Genomic DNA, 23,454 nt, shown 5'->3' with positions numbered 1-23,454 from the left:
GTAATTACGCCGATGCATGAACATGGGTTTCAATAATATGCCCTTGTTGCAGATGCCAGCGAGTTTGCATAAAGGCGGCGCATTGATCACTGTGGGTAACCATTAGAATACACGTATTGGATTGTTTGGCTAAATCCGTTAACAGTGCCATTACCTGCATCCCTGCTTGCTCATCTAAATTACCTGTAGGTTCATCTGCTAACAGTAATTGCGGCTTGTGGGCGAGGGCTCTAGCAATGGCAACGCGTTGTTGCTGACCACCTGATAAAGTTTCTACAGGACGAGATAACAGCTCAACTATGCCTAATTGCTCACATAAATCATCACACCATGGGCTCCATGCTTGCTGATTTAATGACAAAGAAAAACTGATGTTATCTTTGACATTCAAAGGCGTGAGTAAATTAAATTGTTGAAATACGACGCCGAGTGACTGACGCCTAAATCGGCTCCAGTGTTGATCTTGCCATGGCGAGGTGTCATCTAAGTGGATTGAAGCGAGGGTATTTGTGGCTGATGGCAGTAATAGCTGACCAGAGTCTAAGTGTTCAAAACCGGCAATGATATTTAACAAAGTGCTTTTACCGCTGCCACTTGGGCCGGTTAAGGCGACAGTCTGTCCCTGATGCAAGCTTAAGCTGACATCATCAAGCACTTGATGAAATGTACTGCCATCTTTAAAGCCTTTGTTGATATTTTTCAGTGCAACAATAATGCTCATACTTGTCCTTGTTTATGTACGCCATTTAATGTCTTTTGTCCATTAAGGGTACGTCCGTTTAGCGGCGAGCGATCATTTAGTTTACCCCTGACTCAAACCAGCCGTGATATTGGTTTTCATTGGTTGTTATCGCCGCTTTGGCTCTATCGGGATAATTACTAAACACCCCATCAACGCCTATCGCTTGTAATGCGCGAATGTCATCAGGATTATCTACCGTATACACGTACACTTTAGCGCCACGCTGGTGGGCGTCATCAATCAGTGCCTGACTGATAAACCCCAAATCGATATGCAATGAATATGCTTTTAAATCGCTGACCGACTTTGCTAAATCAAGGGGGATGCCGCCCAGTAATGGGGCGACATAGGCGTGAGGCTTAGCCTGTTTAAGTTGGGCTAGATAGGGATGATTAAAAGAGCTAAAAAGCAACTGATCAGGGGTAAAGTTTAGCTGACTAATAACATCATCATACATGGCTAACATAGGCGCGACGGTGTTATCGCCTTTTAGTTCTATGTTGACGATACATTGACCGTTTATCAAGCTCAACACCTGCCACAACGTCGGGATCGGGTGTCCTTTTATGTTGATGTGTTGTAATTCAGCAAGCGTTTTTTGTTTGATTAAGCCGTTACCCGTCGATTTGCTTTCAAGACGGCGGTCATGAAATACAATCAATTGCCCTTCCACATTGTGGACATCAAGTTCCACCGCCTCGACGCCAAGGTCTAATGCAGCTTGCATGGAGGCTAATGTGTTTTCAGTTTGATAACCACTTGCGCCTCGATGGGCAAATATCAACATAGGTTAGCCTCAGTGTTATTGATTATGGTTTTGTAAAGACTGACTTATTTTCAGACGGTTTCTGATTAATATGTAAATCCATTTGTGGATAAGCTAATTCCACATGATTGTCTTTGAGCTTTTGCACTACTTGTTTATGCAATGAATGACGAAGTGGCCAGCGTGCATCCATATCTTTTGCATAGGTGCGCACTTCAAAGTTTAACGTGTGACTGCCAAAACCAGCAAACCAAACATCAGGTTCTGGTATTTTTAATGCAAATTCACATTCACTCACCACCTGACGTAATAGCATTTCAACTTTATTGGGGTCTGAATCTCTGGCTACGTTAACGGTGACAATGACGCGCGTAATGGGGTCAGACAATGACCAATTAACTAATTGTTCAGTAATAAAGGCTTTGTTGGGGACAATAATTTCTTTTCTATCCCAATCAACAATTGTCGTTGCTCGGATTTTAATTTTACTTACCGTGCCGCTTAAATCACGAATAGTGACGGTATCACCAATTCGAATCGGCTTTTCGAATAAGATGATTAAACCTGAGATAAAATTGGCGAAAATTTCTTGCAAGCCAAAACCTAAACCAACTGAAAGTGCGGCGACTAGCCATTGCAGTTTTGACCACTCCATACCTAAGGAGCCAAAACTTGCTAACGTACCAATAAACAGCACCAAATAGCTGCTGACGGTGGTAATCGCAAATCCAGTTCCAGTCGATAAATCCAGACGCTGTAACAAGGTAAGCTCTAATAAACCGGGGAGGTTTCTGGATATCATTACCGATAAACCGATGATAATACCGCTGATACACAGTGACTTTAAGGTAATAGGTAAAAGTTGTTCAATACCATTTAAATTGGTTGTGGTGGTCCATAAGGTAATGCCATCTAAAAATGGCAGTAACGCGGTATGGGTTTGTGATAACCAGGCTAAAGTGGTGGCAAAAAAGGCCAAAATAAGCAGTGATCTTACCAAATCGAGTGATTGACTGGATATGGTTTCTAAGTCGACTACTGGCTCTTCAAAATTATCGAGAGATTCAATATCGTTAGCACCTTCTCTTTCTCTTAGGGCAATACGCTCTGCTCTTTTGGCTTTTGCTCGATCAAATGCGATCAGGCGGCGTTCAATGAGCATCCATCTTTTAATTAGTTGATACACCAATAAAAAACCGAAACCAAAAAGAAGCGATATTTGTAATTGGATCAGCATTTGGAACGCGGTGTAGTAATACCCTATCACCGAGAGCACGGCGCTGATGATTGGCGCTGAAAGCAATATAGTCCACATGATTTTTTGGAACATTTTCATGTTGAGGTTATCGAGTTTATCACTGCGATATTGTTGAATAGTACCCAGTAAAAACTTATACATTAACCATAATATGTAACAGAAAAAAATGAAGGCTCCGCGGCCAATGCTATTTCTAAACGTCGTATTATCAATCGCTTCTGTAAATCCCAAAATACCAATAACCGGCAATGAGAAAATCATCAAGGTTTGGAGTTTGTTATGGGAGTCTTGGATGAGATCTTTGGGGCTGCCAAAGTGGCTAATTAAGATGCCTTTATCTTGAGACAATATAAACGCAAATTGATAAATGAGGTAAACCACACCGATAGATAACACACCAGCACCGATGGCATGGGTAAAGTTATTCGATGAATCAAATAAAATGATCCCCGCCAGTAAGATGGGAAGCGGTTTAAATATGGAATAAATAAGTGTAAAAACTAAGGCTTTTACAGTGTATTTAAATTTATCCTGGGTCACATTACCGACATATTCACTATATCGATGCATGACTTGATTAAAATGGGGGGTTAATAAATCTTGTGCCATAAAACACAGGATGACAATGATAATCCACCATGCCCATGGATAGTCATAATTGTGCAAAGAATCGATTAACTGCTGCCATTGCGCATCTTGAAATAACCACAAGCCACTTTGTGTTAAATCCTTAAGCCATAAGGTGTTGATAGGTGCGGCATTGGGTACCCAGAATAATTGTTCATTTAGGGTGTTTTTGAGGGTCTCATGCAAAACAATATATTGGTCATAACTGATGTTCAGTTTCGCCAGCTCTGATAAGTAATGATCATAGCTTTCAATTAATTGGTCTATTAACGTTTGTTGTGATCGCAGTACGGCTATTTGTTCTTCACTCAGCATATTTGCAGCGCTGAGTTGTTGTGCATTAGCTGATTGCTGTTGCTCTAATTGGTAACGCTCAAAGCGACTATCTGTGATATCACTTTGTAATAGTTCCTGATTAGGAGGTTTAGGTAATGAATGTAATATTTCTAGAAATCGCTCACCAAAAGTCGCATTACTTTTTACCCACGTCAGTTGCTCCTGAACATTGGTTAATTGCAGTGCCAACCTTTGATAGCGTTTTTCCGTTTGTTCTTGTAAATCAATCGAGTTTGATATTTTACTGTTCAACGATATTAAACGTTCGCCGAGCTCTTGATTGTATGAGTGAATTTGCTGAGACAGTGGGTCTGAAAATTGCTGCTGCTCAATCAAGTTAACCGCTAGAGTAGAAGCCGTTTTTTGTTGACGATTTTCAATGTTGTGATGGTTTATTAGCTCAATGAGCCCTTCTTGTTGGTTAAGCTGCAAACGATTCAGTTGCTGACGTAAGCGGATAATTTCTGCTTGCTTTGGACTGGTATCTAATTCAGCTGCTAAACTGGCCTTTTGTTGAAGCAATAAACGGGTTTGAAGCTCATAGCGCTCGCCGACAGGTGTCTCCAGAGGAGGGGCTAGAGTTTTATTCTGTTGGCTGATTGCTGCTTCAATTTGAGTCAGCAAATTAGGGAGCAACCGTTGGCGAGCAATTAAGGCGTTGAGTTGTTCATTTAAGTCTGTATCGGTTTGTTTTAAGGCCGATAACGTTTGATATGCGGTTGATGTCTGCTCTGTAATACTGGTGTCTGTTTTTAATTTAGGAGCAATATTAGGGGCGTTAACCTGTCTTTCGAGTGCTCTTTTTTTACTAGCACTGTTTTTATCCATTTTTAAAAAATGCTGCTCTTCTGCCGAAGATTGACTGATGAGGTCCTTGAGTGTTGCTATCTGCGTATTGATATCTAACGCAGCAGGCTGGCTATTAGCTTGGTTCAAGCCAAAAGGTTTATTTAATTGCAACGGAGAATTCGCCCAGCTTAACGAGGTAAAGCCGAGGGTTAAAATGAAGATGAGCAATGTTTTAGTCAGACGTAACATAATAATAAGCTCTAAGAAAGACATGGGGATAGTAGCAAAGAACTATTGTTAGCGCTTATTTTTTTGATGACTTTGTTGTGTTTCAAATAAGGCTGTGGCGACGATAATGGCACCGCCAAATAAAGTTCTAGTACTCAATTGCTCATCAAGAATAATTAAGGCCAACATAGCACCATAAAAAGGTTGTAAGCATGACACTAATCCTACTGTTTTAGCACTTAAATAGCGTAATGCTGTAGTGAATAATGCATGTGGCGCTGCAGTAAACACAACCCCTAATAAAATAATTAATCCCACCGTTTGCTGATTTAAGTCTGCCAAGGTCACATCTTGCCAGGGGCTTAAAAATACGACGGCAACCAAGGTTTGATAAAACATGGCGTGAGGGCCGCTATAACCGGTGAAGTAGCGTTTATGCAGCAAATTACGTGCGGTAAATAACATTGCCGATATGACGCCAATGATAATACCTAAGGTAATATCGTTGTCGAGGTTGGGCTCGGGGATTAGCAGTATCACACCAACCAATACAGCCATACCTGATAAAACATCAACCACTTTTAATTGGGTTCGGTTTATGAAGGGTTCAATTAAGACTGTCATCACAGGATAAGTAAAAAAAGCGATCATCCCTATTGCAACAGAGGACAGTTGCATTGCGGCAAAGTAGGTGACCCAGTGGCAGCTAACTAATACGCCAAGCAAGATGGCAATGAAGTAATCATTTTTATGTCTTAGCGTTAGAGTTTGTTTACTGGCTTTGACTAATAATGCCAGCACTAACGCCGCAACCGCACAGCGCAAAAAAGTAATATTAAGTGCACTTAGCGGAATAAGCTTAGAGAATAACGCCGTACCACCAAACAGTAGTACGGCTAAATGGACTTCAATAAGACCTGAGCGAGGGTTAACAGTTGTCACATTAACACTGGTTATTTAAGGTTAATGTTTGCAAAAGCTTGACCCATACGCGTGGTCTCGCCTGGTTCAACACCATCAGCAAAGGTGTCAATTGCATCTTGAGCAAACAGCATAACAACCGTACTGCCTAACTTAAAACGCCCCATTTCAGCGCCTTTGTCTAATGTTAATGCTTCCGGTCCTGTTGTTGGGTAATCCCAGCTAAATACTTGCTTGCCACCAGGTGGCGTTACCGTTCCCGCCCATACCGTTTCAATACTGGCCACGATAGTTGCGCCAACTAGCACCATGGCTAATGGGCCTATTTCTGTTTCAAAAATGGCCACAACACGTTCATTACGAGCAAATAATCCTGGTACATTTTGTGCTGTTAGTGGGTTAACGGAAAATAAATCACCCGGTACATAGGTCATTTTAGATAGGGTGCCTTTTATCGGCATATGAATCCGATGGTAATCTTTAGGTGCAAGATAAATTGTGGCAAAGTCGCCACCATCAAAACGTTCAGCATCAGCTTTATCACCACCTAGCAAGGCTTGTGACGTGTAGCTATGTCCTTTAGCCTGAAAAATATTGCCAGCTTCAATAGGACCACATTGACTGACAGCACCATCAACGGGGTGTGCCATGATGCTTGCTTGCTGGTTTATTGGACGTAAACCTTGCTTTAATTCACGGGTGAAAAAAGCATTAAATGTATTGTAGGCTTCTGGCTCACTTTTAGCGGCTTCAGACATATCAATTTTGTATTGTTTGATAAACCATTTAATAAATGCAGTGGTTAATACACCGGCTTCAGCAGCTGCAAATTTACCTACTAAGCGTGATAAAAAGTGTTTTGGCATAATGTATTGCAACGCAATTTTTAATGAGTCCAATTGAATTCCCTTACTTTTTTATGTCGTTTTACCAAAATATTGGTTGTTGGATTATTTTATTATATTTATTAAGCAATGAGTCACATGATTCATTTAGATATCATCGATGGCTCGAAAATGTCGAGCATGGCGTTGCTCGTCAAGACTGGCAATAATACGGCTGTAATTATAAAACCTATCTTGGGCTATTTTGCCTTCTTTTAACGCTTCTTGCAGCGCGCAACCAGGGTCATCCCCATGTTTACAGTCTCTGAATTTGCAGGTGCCTAAAAAGTCTCTAAACTCGATAAAGCACCAACCGACTCTTTGTGCATCTAAATGCCATAGGGCAAACTCACGTACTCCCGGAGAATCAATTAAATCCCCGCCACTGGCAAAATGTAATAATTTAGCTGTGGTAGTCGTATGTTGGCCTAAACCTGAATTATCAGATACATCGCCAATTAATAAATCAGCTTCAGGCATTAATGCATTGATCACCGATGATTTACCGACACCAGATTGACCTGCAAATACACTGACTTTATCTTTCAATAATGCTTTTAGATCGTCAATCCCTTCACCCGTATGGCTACTGAGTTGATAAACTTGATAACCAATTTCACGATAACGATTAAGTGCCTGCTCAATTTCAGGACGATTCTCATCGGTCAATAAATCAATTTTGTTTAGTACTATAACAGGTGCGATATCGGTATCTTCACAGGCAACTAGGTATCTGTCGATAATTTGAGTTGTGAAGCTAGGTAAAACCGATGACACAATTAGAATTTGGTCAATGTTGGCGGCAATAATTTTAACGCCATCATAGAGGTCTGGGCGTGTTAGAGACGATTTTCGAGGATGTACCGCCTCTACAATCCCGCCAATATTGGAGCCTGATTGTACTTCAGTCGCTAAACGGACGATAACATTGTCTCCAGTAACCAAGCTGGTGACGGCGCGGCGAATATTACAACGGGTAATAGTGCCATCTTGGGTTTCAATGTCCGCATGTTGTCCAAAACGAGATATCACCACACCAGCTTGTTCTGGTGTGAGCAAATGATCTTGAAGGTCAGCATTATCGCTGGCGGAATCGGAGCGTTTTAATCGTTTTGATTGATTGGCACGCATGCGCCTTAATTGGCCTTGGCTTAGGGGTTTCTTTTTACTCACAGGCAGATCTTCATCAATAAAGGTATTTTTTTGTGTCTTAAAAGGATTATGATACACCCAATGAAATAAAAAAGCCTGAATTTAGGGCGATAGATAGAATAAGGCGAACAAATGGCGGCTGATGCGAAAAATTTGATATGGGTTGATCTTGAAATGACGGGGCTTGAACCTGAAGTGGATAGAATTATTGAGATTGCTACCTTAGTGACAGATCAAGATTTAAATATTATTGCTCAAGGACCTGTTTTAGCGATTCATCAAACCGATGCTGTTTTAGCGGGGATGGATGACTGGAATCAAAAGCATCATGGTGAGTCAGGTTTAATTGATCGCGTCAAGGCTAGTCAGGTTTCTGAACAAGATGCGATAGAGCAGACCATTGCATTTTTATCTCAATATGTTCCTAAGGGAGCTTCACCAATGTGCGGTAATAGCATTGGTCAAGATCGTCGCTTTTTGAATAAGTACATGCTTGAACTGGAAGATTATTTCCATTATCGCAATGTTGATGTAAGTACCATTAAAGAGTTAGTTCGCCGCTGGAGCCCTGCAACTATGGATGGCTTTACAAAGAAGAATACTCATCAGGCGTTAGAAGACATCAAAGAATCGATTGCAGAATTGCAGTTTTATCGTAGCCAGGTATTTAAAATTTAAGCAAACGATTCAGTTTTTGTAAAAAGAGTGAAAAAAGGGGTTGCAGCATAGTAAATATTACCTATAATGCGGCCTCAACTTTCTACAGAGCGCCAAACTCTGAACCATAGAAAGTAGAACAGAAATTTGAAAGTTTGCGACATTAGCTCAGTTGGTAGAGCGATACCTTGCCAAGGTATAGGTCATCGGTTCGAACCCGATATGTCGCTCCAAATTTCAATGCTAAGATTTGCGACATTAGCTCAGTTGGAAGGTAAAAAGACGATACCTTTTAGATTGATACTAGTTAAGCAACAATATGCGACATTAGCTCAGTTGGAAGGTAGAAAGACGATACCTTTTAGATTGATACTAGTTAAGCAACAATATGCGACATTAGCTCAGTTGGTAGAGCGATACCTTGCCAAGGTATAGGTCATCGGTTCGAACCCGATATGTCGCTCCAAATCTCATTGCCAAGATATGCGACATTAGCTCAGTTGGACGGTAGAAAGACGATACCTTTTAGATTGATACTAGTTAAGCAACAATATGCGACATTAGCTCAGTTGGTAGAGCGATACCTTGCCAAGGTATAGGTCATCGGTTCGAACCCGATATGTCGCTCCAAATCTCTATTCAAATCCAAATCCAAATCCAAATTCAAATTGATAATAAATTAGCTCAGTTGAGTTAATTGAAAGAGTTGATACGCTTTTTTTGCCAAGGTATAGGTCATCGATTCGAATGCGATATGTCGCTCCAAGCTTTCCTCTGTTTTAATCGTCATTCCAATTACCCTAATCCCAATTCTCCTAAATTTAATAATCTTAAATCTAAATTCAATAAATCGTTGTTCAAACGATTGCTCAATTGTGTCTGTTAAAAAATGTCGATACTTTTCTTTTCAAGGTATTGGTCATCGGTTTGAACCACATTTTATTTGATCAGGCCGCTCCAAAATCCTCCCTGTTGTTTGCTATCCTTGTTGGTTTGAACCTTGATAATATGGTTTTTAGACGGTTGAACTAACCCCAATGTCTTAAGTTTATGATTTGGCAACATTCAATCTATCTCATCTGATTTCAGTTTTTAGTAGTGAATGTTTATATGCTTAAAACCCGAATGAATACAGATAAGTGATCTACAACCCATTTCTTCATCTATCCCTAATATATCTCTCTGCCATAATCAAAAAATATGACCTTGTTCAAATAATAGTTAACAAAAATTTCTAATAATGAAATTAACAAGGTTACCTGAGAATATCAGGCTGTAAAGTGAGGTAGTAAGATATGCGTATTCAGCAATTAAGTGAATTACTAGAGTATATTGCCAATTGTCGTTTGGGTATGAGTAAGTTGTACAAACGATTACATCGAAATGCTGACTCGTCTCGCGTTAAGCTAATGTTGGAGTACTTTCAACAACATGAGAAGCATATTTACGACACCATAGAAAGCTATATTGAAGATGCACCTGCAAAAATCCTTGATACTTGGTATCAGGATGTGGTGTTTGAAGATTTTCTCAAGCGCTGTGATGAAACATCTTTACCCGCGAATATGGATGAAGAGCAATTGTTAGAGTTACACCTTGATTTAGAGAACCGCCTTATTGCGCTTCTTGAGAAAACCGCAGAGCTGACATCATCAAATGATGCAAAAAGTGCGTTATTAGATGTTATTCGTGTTGCGCAAACTCAACAAAAAAGATTAGTGCACAGTGTATTGCGGATGGATGATATCTAACATTAAGCGTTAAGTGATGTACCGACCGCATTCAATAATGCCAGCAATTAGATTGCTGGCATTTTTATTTGTTGAAAAAAGCCCACAGCAGCTGTAGGAGTTGAATATAGAACTCTGGTATATTGTACGTTTGGTTATCTTTTATGAGTTTATTGGCTGTTTGATATGACTTCTATTGTTAAAAATCTTGAAAATGAACAAGCTACAGTGGCGATGGGGCAAATTGTAGCCCAAGGTCTAACCCCTCCATTGACGATTTTTTTAACCGGTGACTTGGGGGCGGGTAAAACTACCTTAAGCCGTGGAATAATTCAGTCTTTAGGCCATAACGGTGCAGTGAAAAGCCCTACTTACACCTTAGTTGAACCCTATGAGTTTAACGGTTTTGATGTATATCATTTTGATTTATATCGTGTAGCCGATCCTGAAGAGTTAGAGTTTATGGGAATTCGTGATTACTTTAACTCCACCAGTATTTGTTTGGTTGAATGGCCAGAACATGGTCAGGGAATGCTACCTGCAGCAGACATTCATCTACATTTACGCTATAAAGATAATCAACGAGAAATTGAAATTAACGCGTTGTCTGCTTCTGGGCAGGCCATTTTGACAAAATTAAAATAATAATGACTGTAAATAAAATATTTTTTTATTGCGCCTTTTTAGTCGTAACCAGCTTTTCATTTGCAGCGCAGAGCGCGAATGATCTTGATAGTGTGCGTATTTGGGCTGCACCAGAATCCACTCGTGTGGTTTTTGATTTATCTCAAGCGCCTGAATATGATTCTTTCACCCTGACAGGGCCAGACAGATTAGTTGTAGACATTAAAAATGCCAGCAATAAAGTCAAACTGGATAAATTAAGCAACAATAGCAAACTGATTAAACGTATTCGAGTCAGTAGCCCCCCGGTGAAAGGCACACTTAGATTGGTGCTGGACCTTACAAAACCGATTAAATCGAACCTTTTCACATTATCCCCAACGCCGCCATACGGTAATCGCTTAGTTGTCGATTTAGATGATTCATTCAGTGAAGAAGCCAGAGCAAAAACGACCATACATTCTTCAGGAACCAATCGAGACATTATCATTGCCATTGATGCAGGCCATGGCGGAGAAGACCCAGGTTCAATCGGTCCATCGGGTATGTATGAAAAGCGGGTGGTATTGGATATTTCAAAACGCTTAGCAGACAAAATCAATGCAACGCCCGGTATGCAGGCAGTGATGACGCGTACTGGAGACTACTTTGTTGACTTAAATCGCCGTTCTGAATTAGCGCGCCGAAGTAAAGCGGATTTATTGTTGTCTATTCACGCAGATGCATTTACCTCGCCTCAGCCAAGAGGGGCATCTGTGTGGGTGCTCTCAATGCGCCGAGCCGACAGTGAGCTAGGCCGACTGTTAGAGCAAACCGAAAAACATTCTGAGCTGCTCGGAGGTGTTGGCGATATTATTCAAAATTCTGATGTTGAAAAATATTTAGTGCAAACCCTTATAGATATGCAGAAAAACAACTCAATGGTGATGAGTAATGACATTGCCAAAGACATTTTACGGGATCTTGGGTCGGTAACTCATTTACACAAAAAAGCCCCTGAAGCGGCAAGTCTAGCGGTATTAAAAGCGGCGGATATACCATCTATTTTGATTGAAACAGGGTTTATTTCTAATCCAGGTGAAGAGAAGTTATTAATCAACCGAAACCATCAGCAAAAATTAGCGAATGCGATTCATAAAGGGGTTATTCGCTATTTTGAAAATAACCCACCTTCAGGCACCTTAGTTGCACAAAGAACAAACACTAAACATAAAGTGAAATCTGGAGAGTCGTTATCGCTTATTGCTAGACGCTATGGTGTGAGTGTTGATGGCATCAAAAAAGCGAATAATTTAAAATCTGATACGGTTCGTATCGGCCAGCAATTGATTATACCAAGGGCATAGTCATGGCTATTCAACTGTTACCACCTCAACTTGCAAACCAAATAGCCGCTGGCGAAGTGGTAGAGCGTCCGGCATCTGTGGTTAAAGAGCTTGTTGAAAATAGCTTAGATGCTGGGGCAACGCGTGTTGATATCGACATCGATAAAGGTGGCAGCAAACTGATTCGGATCCGTGATAATGGCGTAGGTATTCCCAAAGACGAACTGGCTTTAGCACTGTCACGTCATGCTACATCTAAGGTACACAGTTTAGATGACTTAGAAGCCATTATGAGCTTTGGTTTTAGGGGCGAGGCCCTAGCGAGTATCAGTTCAGTTGCGCGGCTAACGTTAACCTCTAAAACTGTTGAGCAAACAGAAGCATGGCAAGCCTTTGCCGAAGGTTCGCAAATGGATGTTAAAATTACTCCAGCAGCGCATCCTCAGGGGTCTACCATTGATGTTGTCGACCTATTCTTTAATACTCCCGCCAGAAGACGTTTTTTAAAAAGCGACAAAACTGAATTTACTCATATTGATGAGTGGTTAAAGCGGATAGCTATTGCACGTTGCGATATTCACTTCACTCTTACTCATAATGGCAAATTGGTACGTCAATATCGTCCAGCGAATACCGATATACAGCACCAACAGCGCCTAGGGCAAATATGCGGTCGCCAATTCGCTGAAAATGCACTGACCGTTTCCTGTGAACATGATGGTTTATCTCTTCGGGGTTATTTACAGTCACCCTTTGATAATGTGATCAGTGATAGCAGCTATTTTTATGTGAATGGACGTTTGGTGCGCGACAGATTAGTTAATCATGCTGTGCGACAAGCTTTTGCTGAACAAGGGGTCGAACATCAACCCGGTTATGTGCTAATGCTTGATTTAGACCCGCATCAAGTTGATGTGAATGTTCATCCTGCAAAACATGAAGTACGTTTTCATCAATCTCGTTATGTGCATGATTTTATTCTACAAGCTTTGCAGTCGGCTTTATCTCAAATGGTTGACTTAGTTTCTCATCAACCTGCGTCAAATGCAGCGGATAAACGTAATTATTCAGAGCAAGTGGAATATGCTTACCCGCAGCCAAAGAACGATGACGTTGCTTTAGCCGATTCCGCTAAGTGTATTTCTCGTGAGGAATACGCTTCACATGATGTTCCTCATCGCCCCAATAGTGTTAGCCAATTTGGCAGTATGCATGTTCCGGGGCAAGCAAGTCATTCATTTGGTGGATATTCTTCTGATATAAAACCCCGTTATGATGCTAGCGCAGATAAACATGAACAATTAAATCGTGCTTTTACTCAACCGCCCAAAAAAAACGTTAACCAAGCTGCGATAACAAGCTATGGACAATTGCTACAAAGCCCTGAACATGCAGGGGGGGATTCTACATACCAAAAAAAGGTGGTCAGTCATGAGGTAGCCAATTTGGCCCTGATGCCAAATGTGCTCGATGGTCAGTTTTGGGTTTTAGTTGTTGAAAATGAATTAAAATTAATGCCTATACTTTCCGTGCAGCAGGCGGTTCTACAACATGAAATTATGCATAAATTAGCTACTGGATTAATTGGGCAACCCTTACTCATGCCTGTATCTGTAAAGGCTGAGCCTGATTGGCAATTAACAATAGATCAAAATGAACCTTTTTTGCGCCAATTGGGTATTGAACTAACAATTCGTTATGGGCAGTTGATTATTAAAAAAGTGCCCCCATATTTGAGGGATAGCCAATTAGCTGTAGTCATTCCTGAGCTATTACAATGGATGAATGCAACTAAACCCAATAATGAAGCTTTAGCATTATGGATTGCACAACAATCGACCAAACAGTTCATGGCTGCACAAACTATTTGGCAAAAGTTTTGTCTATTACAAGATGAAACTAAGCAGACAATTTTATTGAATGCTAAGGTGTTACCTTGGCAAGCATGGATTAAAGAAAACGCGTGAATACAATCGAACGGCCAAAAATTATTTTTTTAATGGGGCCAACAGCCTCAGGTAAAACATCGTTGGCGATTCAAATGGCTCAACAGCATAACTGTGAGTTAATTTCGGTTGATTCAGCACTGATTTATCGAGAAATGGATGTAGGCACCGCCAAACCCACAGCAGAAGAACTCGCATTAGCCCCTCACCGTTTGATCGATATACTCGATCCGAGTGAAAGTTATTCTGCTGCTGATTTCCGTCGCGATGCGTTAACTGAAATAGAAAAAATTATTGCCCGTGGTAAAACCCCTTTATTGGTTGGCGGCACCATGATGTATTTTAAAGCATTATTAGAGGGTTTATCCCCTTTACCTAGCGCAGATGAAACAATCAGAGCGCAAATATTTGCTGAGGCTGACAGCTTAGGTTGGGAAGCATTACACCGTCAGTTGTGTGAAATCGACCCTGTTGCGGGTGAGCGAATTCATCCAAATGATCCACAAAGATTGTCTAGGGCACTAGAAGTGTATCGTATAACGGGTAAAACAATGACAGAGTTAACCCAAACTAAGTCAGCCGCTTTACCTTATGATGTAGTACAATTTGCCATAGCGCCGACAGAGAGAAAAGTATTGCATGATTTGATTGCAAAACGATTTTTGATAATGCTTGAGCAAGGATTTACAGAAGAAGTTGCTCGTTTAAAAGCGCGCGGAGATCTTCATTTAGATATGCCATCAATGCGTTGTGTGGGTTATAGGCAGTGTTGGCAGTATCTTGATAATGAGTTTGATCATGCGACTATGGTCGAAAAAGCGACCGCTGCTACTAGGCAATTGGCCAAACGTCAATTAACATGGTTGAGAAGCTGGCCCGATTTGCAGTGGCTTCAAAGCGGCGATGAGAATAATTTAGTTACACTTATGCGACAATGCGGCTAGCTAATTAGTTGTTACTGTATAATACTCAAACTAAACAATAAAACTTGAATTACGTATTTTAAAAAGAAAAAGGAAATTACAAAATGGCTAAGGGGCAATCTTTACAAGACCCATTTTTAAACGCTCTACGTCGTGAGCGTGTACCCGTTTCAATTTATTTAGTAAACGGTATCAAACTTCAAGGACAGGTTGAGTCTTTTGATCAATTCGTGATCCTATTAAAAAATACAGTGAGTCAAATGGTATATAAACATGCCATTTCGACAGTCGTTCCTGCGCGTCCATTTAACGTGTCAAATCATCAAGGTCCTAATGCCTCTGATGAAGATGATGCGGAATAATAACTAAAAAGGATATGCTTCTTGTTTGATCGTTATGAAGCTGGAGAAACAGCAGTACTTGTTCATATCGAGTTTTCTGACGAAGAACGTCGTGAAGATTTATTGGAATTACAACTATTAGTTGAGTCTGCAGGTGCACGCTCGGTAGGGGTAATAACAGGTAGTCGTCGTTCACCGGACCGTAAGTTCTTTATTGGAACGGGTAAGGCAGAAGAACTGGCAGCTATGGTTGCCGCGACAGAAGCCAATGTAGTTATTTTTAATCACGCGTTGAGCCCTGCTCAAGAGCGTAATCTTGAGGCAGTTTGTCAGTGTCGAGTATTAGATAGAACTACATTAATCCTAGATATATTTGCTCAACGTGCCCGAACTCATGAAGGTAAGTTACAAGTGGAGCTAGCGCAATTGCGCCACATGTCAACGCGTCTGATCCGAGGATGGACTCACCTTGAGCGACAAAAAGGTGGTATCGGTATGCGCGGGCCAGGGGAAACCCAGCTCGAAACTGATAGACGTTTACTGCGAGGCCGTATTAAGAATATTAATAAGCGCCTCGATAAAGTAGATAAACAACGTGAGCAAAGTCGCCGAGCTCGTAAACGTAGTGACATGGCCACAGTCGCGTTAGTGGGGTATACCAATGCCGGTAAATCGACATTGTTCAACTCCTTAACACTGTCTGAGGTATATGCAGCGGATCAATTGTTCGCCACGCTTGACCCGACACTGCGTAAGTTAGATTTACCAGATGGTGCAGTGATATTAGCTGATACTGTTGGTTTTATTCGTCATTTACCCCATGACCTCGTTGCGGCATTTAAAGCCACACTACAGGAAACACGCCAAGCTGATTTACTATTACATATAGTTGATTGTGCTGATGACAACATGACTGAAAATTTCGATCAGGTACAAAGTGTACTAGAGGAGATTGAAGCCGATGACATCACCCAATTAGTGGTATGTAATAAGATAGATTTACTTGAAGACTTTGCCCCTCGAATTGATTATGACGATGAAGGCAAGCCTGAGCGTGTGTGGGTATCTGCACAAAAACGCATTGGATTTGATCTGCTATTACAAGCTGTTACTGAGTTAATTGGTGCAGTTATCTATGAGCGGACTTTGAAAATACCAGCCTCTGCTGGACATTATCTTGGCCAGTTTTATCGACTGGATGCAATACAGCAGAAAGAGTATGACGATCTGGGGAACTGTATTTTGTCTGTTCGTCTGTCGGAAGCCGATTGGCGCCGATTAATGAAACAGAGTCAGGGGGAATTGGAAACTCTTGTTTTTGAACCATCAGAAGCAGAAGTATCTTGTTAATCTCATTTATTTCATCCAATTATGGAGTGCTAAATGGCTTGGAATGAGCCCGGTAACAAGGGTAATAAAGACCCTTGGGGAAATAAAGGTGGTAACGATAAAGGACCACCGGATCTCGACGAAGTTTTTCGTAACCTTTCAAAACGTTTTGGTGGTAAAGGCGGAGGAACTGCTTCAGGGCAACCTTTTAATTCTACCTTCCTCGTTATTCTTGTCGTTATTGCATTAATTGTATGGGGCCTATCGGGTCTGTATACGGTTAAAGAAGCAGAGCGAGGAGTCATGCTACGTTTTGGTCAACACATTGGTGAAGTAGGCCCTGGTCTACATTGGAAAGCGACTTTTATTGATGAAGTGTTTCCAATTGACGTGAAAACGTATCGTACTATTCCTGCTTCAGGCAGCATGCTGACATCAGATGAAAACGTAGTGAAAGTTGAGCTTGTTGTGCAATACAGCATTCAAGATGCTTACTCATATGTTTTTAGTGCTGTCGATGCAAACGCCAGCTTACGTGAAGCGACAGATAGCGCATTGCGTTATGTTGTTGGCCATAATCGTATGGACGACATTTTAACGACAGGTCGTGATGCGATTCGTCGCGACACTTGGCGTGAGTTAGAGCGTATTATTGAGCCCTATAAGTTAGGTCTTAAAATTGAAGACGTTAACTTCTTGCCTGCTCGTCCACCTGAAGAAGTCAAAGATGCTTTTGATGATGCGATTTCAGCACAGGAAGATGAACAGCGCTTTATTCGTGAAGCTGAAGCTTATTCTCGCGAAATTGAACCTAAAGCTCGTGGTCAAGTTGAGCGTATGGCGCAGCAAGCAAATGCTTATAAGCAACGTGTTGTCTTAGAAGCTGAAGGTAAAGTCGCTCGTTTTGAAAAACTATTACCTGAATATCATGCAGCTCCTGAAGTTACTCGCAAGCGTTTGTATTTAGACGCGATGCAAGAAGTCATGTCTGATACTAACAAAGTGTTAATTGATGCGAAAAACAACGGCAATTTAATGTATTTACCATTAGATAAGCTGATGAACAACGATAAAGCTAACCGTAAAGCGGTTGAGCCAGAAGTTGAACGTCATATTAACTCGGTTTCAGGTAATGCGAATGTCCCAGTAACGAGTATGCCTACAGATGGTCGTTTATCTCGTGAAGAGCGTACTCGCCAAGGGAGGGGATAACTCATGGGTAGATTTGGTTTAATTATTCTTGTGGTGATCCTGGGCATTGGTTTTTCATCTGTGATGGTTGTCAACGAAGGTGAACGAGCTATCGTTTCACGTTTCGGTAAAGTGGTTAAAGACAACATTGATGGTGAAGAGGTGACTCGCGTATTTCAACCGGGCTTACACATTAAGTTTCCGGTTGTAGATAAACCACGTTATATGGATGCACGTATTCAGACTTTAGATGGTGCAGCTGACCGTTTTGTAACTTCTGAAAAGAAAGACTTAATGGTTGATTCGTACGTGAAATGGCGTATTAGTGATTTTGAAAAGTATTATCTTTCTACCAATGGCGGTATTAAAGCCAATGCTGAAAAGTTATTACAAGCTAAAATCAGTAATGATTTACGTACCGAGTTTGGTCGTCGCACGATTCGTGAGATTGTCTCTGGAAAACGTGATGAGTTGCAAATTGATGCATTAACTAATGCCTCTGAAAGTGCTTCTAATTTGGGTATTGAAGTTGTTGACGTACGTGTTAAACAAATCAATTTACCTGCAAACGTCAGTAATAGTATTTACCAACGTATGCGTGCTGAGCGTCAAGCTGTGGCAAAAGAGCATCGTGCCCAAGGTAAAGAGCAGGCTGAAATTATCCGCGCAACAACCGATGCCAACGTAACGGTTAAAGTTGCAGGTGCAGAGCGTAATGCGTTGACCATTCGTGGTGAAGGTGATGCGCTAGCGGCAAAGATTTATGCTGATGCTTATAATAAAGATGCCGAATTTTATGGCTTTTTACGTAGCTTAGAAGCTTACAAAGAAAGTTTTGCCGGTAATTCAGATATTATGGTGTTAGAGCCTGACAGTGATTTCTTCAAGTACATGAAGTCAATGAATGGAAAATAAAAGCTAACTTATTAGTTTTTTAGTAAAAGCCCGATATAGATCGGGCTTTTTTGTGGCTGAACTTTACTAATTTTGATTATCGTTTGCTATAAAAAATATTTATTTTTCAGCTGTACTGCTTTGGTCTAAATTAGTCAAACTTGTTTAAACTGATATTGATTTAAATCAAACGCTTAGTTGGTTGTTGATGTTAAATTTTCTTCAGAAAACATTCACTTTTAAACAGAAAAAATTACATTTTTTCGCCAAAGAGGCTTAATCCGCAATTTAGTTGTGTGTTTTCACTATGATCTGCTTCTAATTTTTCGCTATAATGAGCCCCGCCTCAAACTATGATAATTTAACACGACCCTTAACAGGGGTTAAATTATTGAAATATAAAAATTCCAACACCCTCTGGGAGATAAGTGGATGAGCAATGCGCCAGTCGATACCGGACGTCGCAGATTCCTGACAGCCGCAACCGCCGTAGTAGGTGGTGCAGGTGCCGTAGCTGTAGCGGTTCCTTTCATCAAGTCATGGAATCCGAGTGCCAAAGCGAAAGCTGCAGGTGCGCCGGTCGAAGTAAATATTAGTAAAGTAGAGCCAGGTCAGTTAATTCGTGTTGAATGGCGCGGAAAACCTGTTTGGGTCGTACGTCGTACAGAAGCTGTATTAAACGGACTTGCCTCGTTAGATGGTCAATTACGTGATCCTGCTTCAGAAGAAATGCAGCAACCTGAGTACGCTCAAAATGCCGCACGTTCAATTAAGCCAGAGTTCTTTATTGCTGTCGGTATTTGTACTCACTTAGGTTGTTCACCGACCTATTTACCAGATTCATTTGGTGAGCAGGTAGAAGGTGTACCATCTGGTTTCTTCTGTCCTTGTCATGGTTCTAAGTTTGATATGGCTGGTCGAGTGTTCCAAGGCGTACCTGCGCCATTGAACCTCGTTGTTCCTCCTCATCAATATGTTGATGACAACACCGTGCTAATCGGTGTCGATACAGGAGCGGTCTAATGGTTAAGAATATTATTGATTGGATTGATGCTCGCATCCCAATGACGGCGACTTATAATCGTCATGTTGGTCAATATCCAACACCAAAGAACTTCAACTTTTGGTATTTCTTTGGTTCATTGGCTTTATTAGTGTTAGTTAACCAATTACTAACGGGTATTTGGTTGACAATGAATTACGTACCAACGGCAGAGGGCGCTTTCGCTTCTGTTGAATACATCATGCGTGATGTTGAATATGGTTGGTTACTGCGTTACATGCACTCCACAGGGGCTTCGGCTTTCTTTGTGGTCATTTATTTACATATGTTCCGTGGATTACTCTATGGTTCTTATCAAAAACCAAGAGAGTTGCTCTGGTTATTTGGTATGTTGATATTTTTAGTGCTAATGGCAGAAGCCTTCATGGGCTACCTACTTCCTTGGGGACAAATGTCTTACTGGGGAGCACAGGTAATTATTTCATTGTTCGGTGCCATCCCTGTTATTGGTGATGACCTAACATTGTGGATCCGTGGTGACTACGTTATTTCTGGTGCAACCCTAAACCGCTTCTTCGCACTGCATGTTATAGCATTGCCTTTAGTATTAGTTGTATTAGTGTTCTTACATTTAATCGCGTTGCATGAAGTGGGTTCTAATAACCCTGATGGTGTTGAGATTAAAAAGAATAAAGACGAGAACGGCTGGCCAGTAGATGCAATTCCATTCCACCCTTATTACACTGTCAAAGATATTATGGGTGTGGCTGGTTTCTTAATTGTGTTCTGTTATGTGTTGTTCTTTATGCCAGAAGGTGGTGGATACTTCCTAGAGAAGCCAAACTTTGAAGCAGCAAACCCAATGAAAACACCTGAGCACATTGCACCGGTTTGGTACTTCACGCCTTTCTATGCAATTTTACGTGCAATTCCTGACAAATTATTGGGTGTTGTCGGTATGGGCTTGTCTATTGCGGTATTGTTTATTCTGCCTTGGCTTGATCGCTGTAAAGTGAAATCAATTCGCTACCGTAGTGTCATCCACAAGATAAACATTGCTCAATTTTCAGTGTCTTTCATTGTGTTAGGTTATTTAGGTGTGGTTCCTGCAACACCTGAGCTGACGATTGTTGCACGTATCTTTACTTTGACTTATTTTGGTTTCTTTGTTGCCTTATGGGTATACAGTAAGAACGAAAAAACTAAGCCAGAGCCAACGAGGGTGACACACTAATGAAAAAGTTATTGATTGCATTAGTAACATTAGTGCCATCTCTTGCTATGGCAGCGAGTGGACACAATGTTCATTTAGAAAGTGCTAACGTTGATTTACATGATACCGCTTCACTAGAGCGTGGTTTGGATTTGTTCCAGAACTATTGTTCAGGCTGTCACAGTACTCAGTATCAGCGTTATGAGCGTGTCGCAACGGATTTGAATATTTCAGTTGATGATATGCGTAATAAGTATATATTCACCGGTTCTAAAATTGGTGAGCTTATGGAAAACTCAATTCCTGCTGCAGATGCCGCTAAATGGTTTGGTGCTGCGCCACCAGATTTAACTTTAGTTGCGCGAGTGCGTGGTGCTGATTGGGTTTATTCATACTTAAAAGGCTTCTACGCAGACGAGTCTCGTCCATTTGGTGTGAATAATACCGTATTCCCATTAGTGGGTATGCCTCATGTTTTGCAAGGTCTTCAAGGACTTCCAGTTAAACAAGAGGATGGTACACTTGTTGCTACTGGTGGCTCTATGACTGCAGAAGAGTATGACCAAGCTATGCGCGATTTGACAGGTTTCCTTGTTTATTCAGGTGATCCAGTTAAGTTAGAACGTGAAGCATTAGGTTGGTGGGTACTCGGATTCCTGTTTATTTTCTTCATCATTGCTTACTTCTTGAAGAAAGAATACTGGAAAGATGTGCACTAGCATCAAATAACGGGTAAAATGTATTATCCGCGTAATGTAAACGAGGGGCTTAGCCCCTCGTTTGTTTTGTTTTTTTAGATTTCTGGAGGGTATAAATGGCTGTTGCTGCCAACAAACGCTCTATCATGACACTGTTTTCTGGTGCCGATGATTTATATAGCCATCAAGTGCGTATCGTATTGGCTGAGAAAGGGGTTACCGTTGATGTTTTACAGGTAGACCCAAGTGAAATGCCAGAAGAACTACTTGAAGTAAATCCATATAACTCTGTGCCAACCTTAGTTGACCGTGAATTAGTGTTATATGAATCTCGTATCATTATGGAGTATTTGGACGAGCGCTTCCCGCACCCACCACTTATGCCAGTTTACCCTGTATCTCGTGGCCAAAGCCGCTTAATGATGCATCGCATAGATACTGATTGGTATGCTCTTGTAGAACGTATTCGTAAAGGTGACAAAGCAGATGCAGCTCGTAAAGAGTTGACTGAAAGCTTAGTGGCTTTAGCGCCAGTATTTGCAGAGATGCCATACTTCATGAATGAAGAGTTTGGTTTATCTGATTGCTATTTAGGCCCATTATTATGGCGTCTACCTGTATTAGGTATCAATTTAGATCCTCGTACAGCGAAAGAGATTAATGCTTACATGACACGTATTTTTGAGCGTGAGTCATTCAAAGCATCGTTAACCGAGGCTGAGCGCGAAATGCGCATGGGCATGTAATGAAAGCTATTACTCCTAACCGTCCTTATTTATTGCGGGCTTATTATGAGTGGTTAATGGATAACCACTTTACGCCGCATGTCGTGGTAGATGCATTTGTAGAAGGTACTCAGGTACCTCAACAGTTTGTTAAAGATGGACAAATTGTTTTAAATATCAGCACTGGTGCTGTTATGGGTTTACAAATGAATAATGACGCTGTTGAGTTTAATGCTCGTTTTGGTGGAGTACCACAGCAAGTTTATTTGCCGATGGCCTCAATCATTGCTATTTATGCTCGTGAAAATGGCGCCGGTACTGTGTTTGATATGGAAGATGCTTACACACCTAATGATGAGCCTAAAGCAACATCACCAGGATTAGCTTCTGTTGACTCTAAGGCCGAAAAGCCTCAAGCAACAAAAGCTGATGAAAAACCGAAACGCAAAAGCCACCTCACTGTTGTTAAGTAAACAACATAAGGTCTAATAGAAACCAGCCTTAGTGCTGGTTTTTTTAATGGTAATGACTCAACTAAGCCGGAATTAGCATGTTGCTGATGATAGATAATTACGACTCTTTTACTTTTAATTTAGTGCAGTACTTTCAAGCGCTAGGTGAAGAGATTGTGGTTAAACGTAATAATGAGATTACAGTCGCTGATATAGAAACATTATCCCCTTCACACATTGTCATCTCTCCTGGTCCCTGTTCACCTAATGAAGCGGGTATTTCATTGGATGTGATCCGTCGATATGCAGGTAAATTACCCATACTGGGTGTCTGTTTAGGCCATCAAGCTATAGCGCAGGTTTTTGGCGCAAATGTCATACGGGCCAAACGTGTTATGCATGGTAAAACTAGCGTCATTAGCCATACAGGGAAGGGGTTATTTCAAGGGTTAAATCAGCCATTAACCGTTGCCCGCTATCATTCATTACTTGTTGATGCGTTACCGGAAGGGTTTGTGCTTGATGCATGGTTTGATGACCCTATCCATGGTCGTGAGATAATGGGCATGAGTCATCTTAATATGCCGCTTTATAGTGTACAGTTCCATCCTGAAGCCATATTGACCGAGCAAGGTCATGAATTGTTGGCTAATTTTTTGCGTGAATGATGTAAAAGTAGTTTTAAAATACAATTTCTAAA

Annotated in this window: 22 protein-coding genes and 3 tRNA genes; 19 read left to right on the top strand and 6 right to left on the bottom strand. The window is 41.1% G+C overall.

Going from position 1 to position 23,454, the window contains the following annotated elements; translation table 11 throughout:
- Positions 1–4: 4 nt before the first annotated feature.
- The 6 genes from NE535_RS02820 to rsgA all read right to left on the bottom strand — a co-directional run bounded on the left by NE535_RS02820 (position 5) and on the right by rsgA (position 7,724).
- Positions 5–721 carry an ABC transporter ATP-binding protein gene (locus NE535_RS02820; RefSeq protein ID WP_261297174.1) on the bottom strand — a complete coding sequence of 239 codons (717 nt, stop codon included), beginning with the start codon at positions 719–721 and terminating at the stop codon, positions 5–7.
- 76 nt (positions 722–797) lie between these two features.
- Entirely contained in the window at positions 798–1,529 is a 732-nt protein-coding gene (locus tag NE535_RS02815; protein WP_261297173.1) for a glycerophosphodiester phosphodiesterase, read from the bottom strand.
- Between the two features lie 22 nt (positions 1,530–1,551).
- Positions 1,552–4,767, bottom strand: coding sequence for a mechanosensitive ion channel domain-containing protein (locus tag NE535_RS02810; protein ID WP_261297172.1), 3,216 nt, complete (start codon positions 4,765–4,767; stop codon positions 1,552–1,554).
- 48 nt (positions 4,768–4,815) lie between these two features.
- On the bottom strand, positions 4,816–5,688 hold the full coding sequence (locus NE535_RS02805) for a DMT family transporter (protein WP_261297171.1): 873 nt from the start codon (positions 5,686–5,688) through the stop codon (positions 4,816–4,818).
- An 11-nt stretch (positions 5,689–5,699) separates the two neighbouring features.
- Complete coding sequence (gene asd, locus NE535_RS02800; protein WP_261297170.1) at positions 5,700–6,566, bottom strand: archaetidylserine decarboxylase; 867 nt, start codon at positions 6,564–6,566, stop codon at positions 5,700–5,702.
- A 93-nt stretch (positions 6,567–6,659) separates the two neighbouring features.
- Positions 6,660–7,724, bottom strand: a complete 1,065-nt coding sequence (gene rsgA, locus NE535_RS02795) for a small ribosomal subunit biogenesis GTPase RsgA (protein ID WP_261297169.1) — start codon at positions 7,722–7,724, stop codon at positions 6,660–6,662.
- 111 nt (positions 7,725–7,835) lie between these two features.
- Between rsgA and orn the strand changes: the two genes are divergently transcribed.
- From orn to NE535_RS02700, 19 genes are all read left to right on the top strand, one after another.
- Entirely contained in the window at positions 7,836–8,381 is a 546-nt protein-coding gene (gene orn / locus NE535_RS02790) for an oligoribonuclease (protein ID WP_261297168.1), read from the top strand.
- Between the two features lie 136 nt (positions 8,382–8,517).
- Positions 8,518–8,593: transfer RNA gene (locus tag NE535_RS02785), tRNA-Gly, on the top strand.
- Positions 8,594–8,750: 157 nt separating this feature from the next.
- A tRNA-Gly gene (locus NE535_RS02780) sits at positions 8,751–8,826 on the top strand.
- Positions 8,827–8,914: 88 nt separating this feature from the next.
- Positions 8,915–8,990: transfer RNA gene (locus NE535_RS02775), tRNA-Gly, on the top strand.
- 665 nt (positions 8,991–9,655) lie between these two features.
- On the top strand, positions 9,656–10,111 hold the full coding sequence (locus NE535_RS02770) for a hypothetical protein (RefSeq protein ID WP_261297167.1): 456 nt from the start codon (positions 9,656–9,658) through the stop codon (positions 10,109–10,111).
- Positions 10,112–10,276: 165 nt separating this feature from the next.
- Positions 10,277–10,735, top strand: coding sequence for a tRNA (adenosine(37)-N6)-threonylcarbamoyltransferase complex ATPase subunit type 1 TsaE (tsaE, locus tag NE535_RS02765; protein WP_261297166.1), 459 nt, complete (start codon positions 10,277–10,279; stop codon positions 10,733–10,735).
- A gap of 2 nt (positions 10,736–10,737) precedes the next feature.
- On the top strand, positions 10,738–12,060 hold the full coding sequence (locus tag NE535_RS02760) for an N-acetylmuramoyl-L-alanine amidase (RefSeq protein ID WP_261297165.1): 1,323 nt from the start codon (positions 10,738–10,740) through the stop codon (positions 12,058–12,060).
- Between the two features lie 2 nt (positions 12,061–12,062).
- Positions 12,063–14,006 carry a DNA mismatch repair endonuclease MutL gene (gene mutL / locus NE535_RS02755; RefSeq protein ID WP_261297164.1) on the top strand — a complete coding sequence of 648 codons (1,944 nt, stop codon included), beginning with the start codon at positions 12,063–12,065 and terminating at the stop codon, positions 14,004–14,006.
- Positions 14,003–14,929 carry a tRNA (adenosine(37)-N6)-dimethylallyltransferase MiaA gene (miaA, locus tag NE535_RS02750; protein ID WP_261297163.1) on the top strand — a complete coding sequence of 309 codons (927 nt, stop codon included), beginning with the start codon at positions 14,003–14,005 and terminating at the stop codon, positions 14,927–14,929. The genes mutL and miaA overlap by 4 nt, the downstream gene beginning before the upstream one ends.
- A gap of 83 nt (positions 14,930–15,012) precedes the next feature.
- A complete protein-coding gene (gene hfq / locus NE535_RS02745) occupies positions 15,013–15,270 on the top strand; it encodes an RNA chaperone Hfq (RefSeq protein ID WP_188840239.1) in 258 nt (85 codons plus the stop codon).
- 21 nt (positions 15,271–15,291) lie between these two features.
- Positions 15,292–16,599 (top strand): ribosome rescue GTPase HflX, encoded by a 1,308-nt coding sequence (gene hflX / locus NE535_RS02740; protein WP_261297162.1) that lies wholly within the window; start codon positions 15,292–15,294, stop codon positions 16,597–16,599.
- 33 nt (positions 16,600–16,632) lie between these two features.
- Entirely contained in the window at positions 16,633–17,790 is a 1,158-nt protein-coding gene (gene hflK, locus NE535_RS02735) for an FtsH protease activity modulator HflK (protein WP_261297161.1), read from the top strand.
- Positions 17,791–17,793: 3 nt separating this feature from the next.
- The gene (gene hflC, locus NE535_RS02730) at positions 17,794–18,684 is read left to right on the top strand and encodes a protease modulator HflC (protein ID WP_261297160.1); all 891 of its coding nucleotides are present in this window, start codon (positions 17,794–17,796) and stop codon (positions 18,682–18,684) included.
- Between the two features lie 411 nt (positions 18,685–19,095).
- A complete protein-coding gene (gene petA, locus NE535_RS02725; RefSeq protein WP_261297159.1) occupies positions 19,096–19,686 on the top strand; it encodes a ubiquinol-cytochrome c reductase iron-sulfur subunit in 591 nt (196 codons plus the stop codon).
- The gene (locus NE535_RS02720; RefSeq protein ID WP_261297158.1) at positions 19,686–20,900 is read left to right on the top strand and encodes a cytochrome b; all 1,215 of its coding nucleotides are present in this window, start codon (positions 19,686–19,688) and stop codon (positions 20,898–20,900) included. Before petA ends, NE535_RS02720 begins: the two co-directional genes overlap by 1 nt.
- The gene (locus NE535_RS02715; RefSeq protein ID WP_261297157.1) at positions 20,900–21,598 is read left to right on the top strand and encodes a cytochrome c1; all 699 of its coding nucleotides are present in this window, start codon (positions 20,900–20,902) and stop codon (positions 21,596–21,598) included. The genes NE535_RS02720 and NE535_RS02715 overlap by 1 nt, the downstream gene beginning before the upstream one ends.
- A 95-nt stretch (positions 21,599–21,693) precedes the next feature.
- Complete coding sequence (gene sspA / locus NE535_RS02710; RefSeq protein ID WP_188840246.1) at positions 21,694–22,323, top strand: stringent starvation protein SspA; 630 nt, start codon at positions 21,694–21,696, stop codon at positions 22,321–22,323.
- A complete protein-coding gene (locus tag NE535_RS02705; RefSeq protein WP_261297156.1) occupies positions 22,323–22,775 on the top strand; it encodes a ClpXP protease specificity-enhancing factor in 453 nt (150 codons plus the stop codon). The genes sspA and NE535_RS02705 overlap by 1 nt, the downstream gene beginning before the upstream one ends.
- 77 nt (positions 22,776–22,852) lie before the next feature.
- On the top strand, positions 22,853–23,422 hold the full coding sequence (locus NE535_RS02700; RefSeq protein WP_261297155.1) for an anthranilate synthase component II: 570 nt from the start codon (positions 22,853–22,855) through the stop codon (positions 23,420–23,422).
- Positions 23,423–23,454: the final 32 nt, after the last annotated feature.

It is taken from the genome of Shewanella holmiensis, from assembly GCF_025370255.1.
In the GTDB taxonomy this organism is placed as follows: Bacteria; Pseudomonadota; Gammaproteobacteria; order Enterobacterales; family Shewanellaceae; genus Shewanella; species Shewanella holmiensis.
Note: the sequence above shows the minus strand (reverse complement) of the source record. Positions and strands in the feature narration are given on the sequence as shown.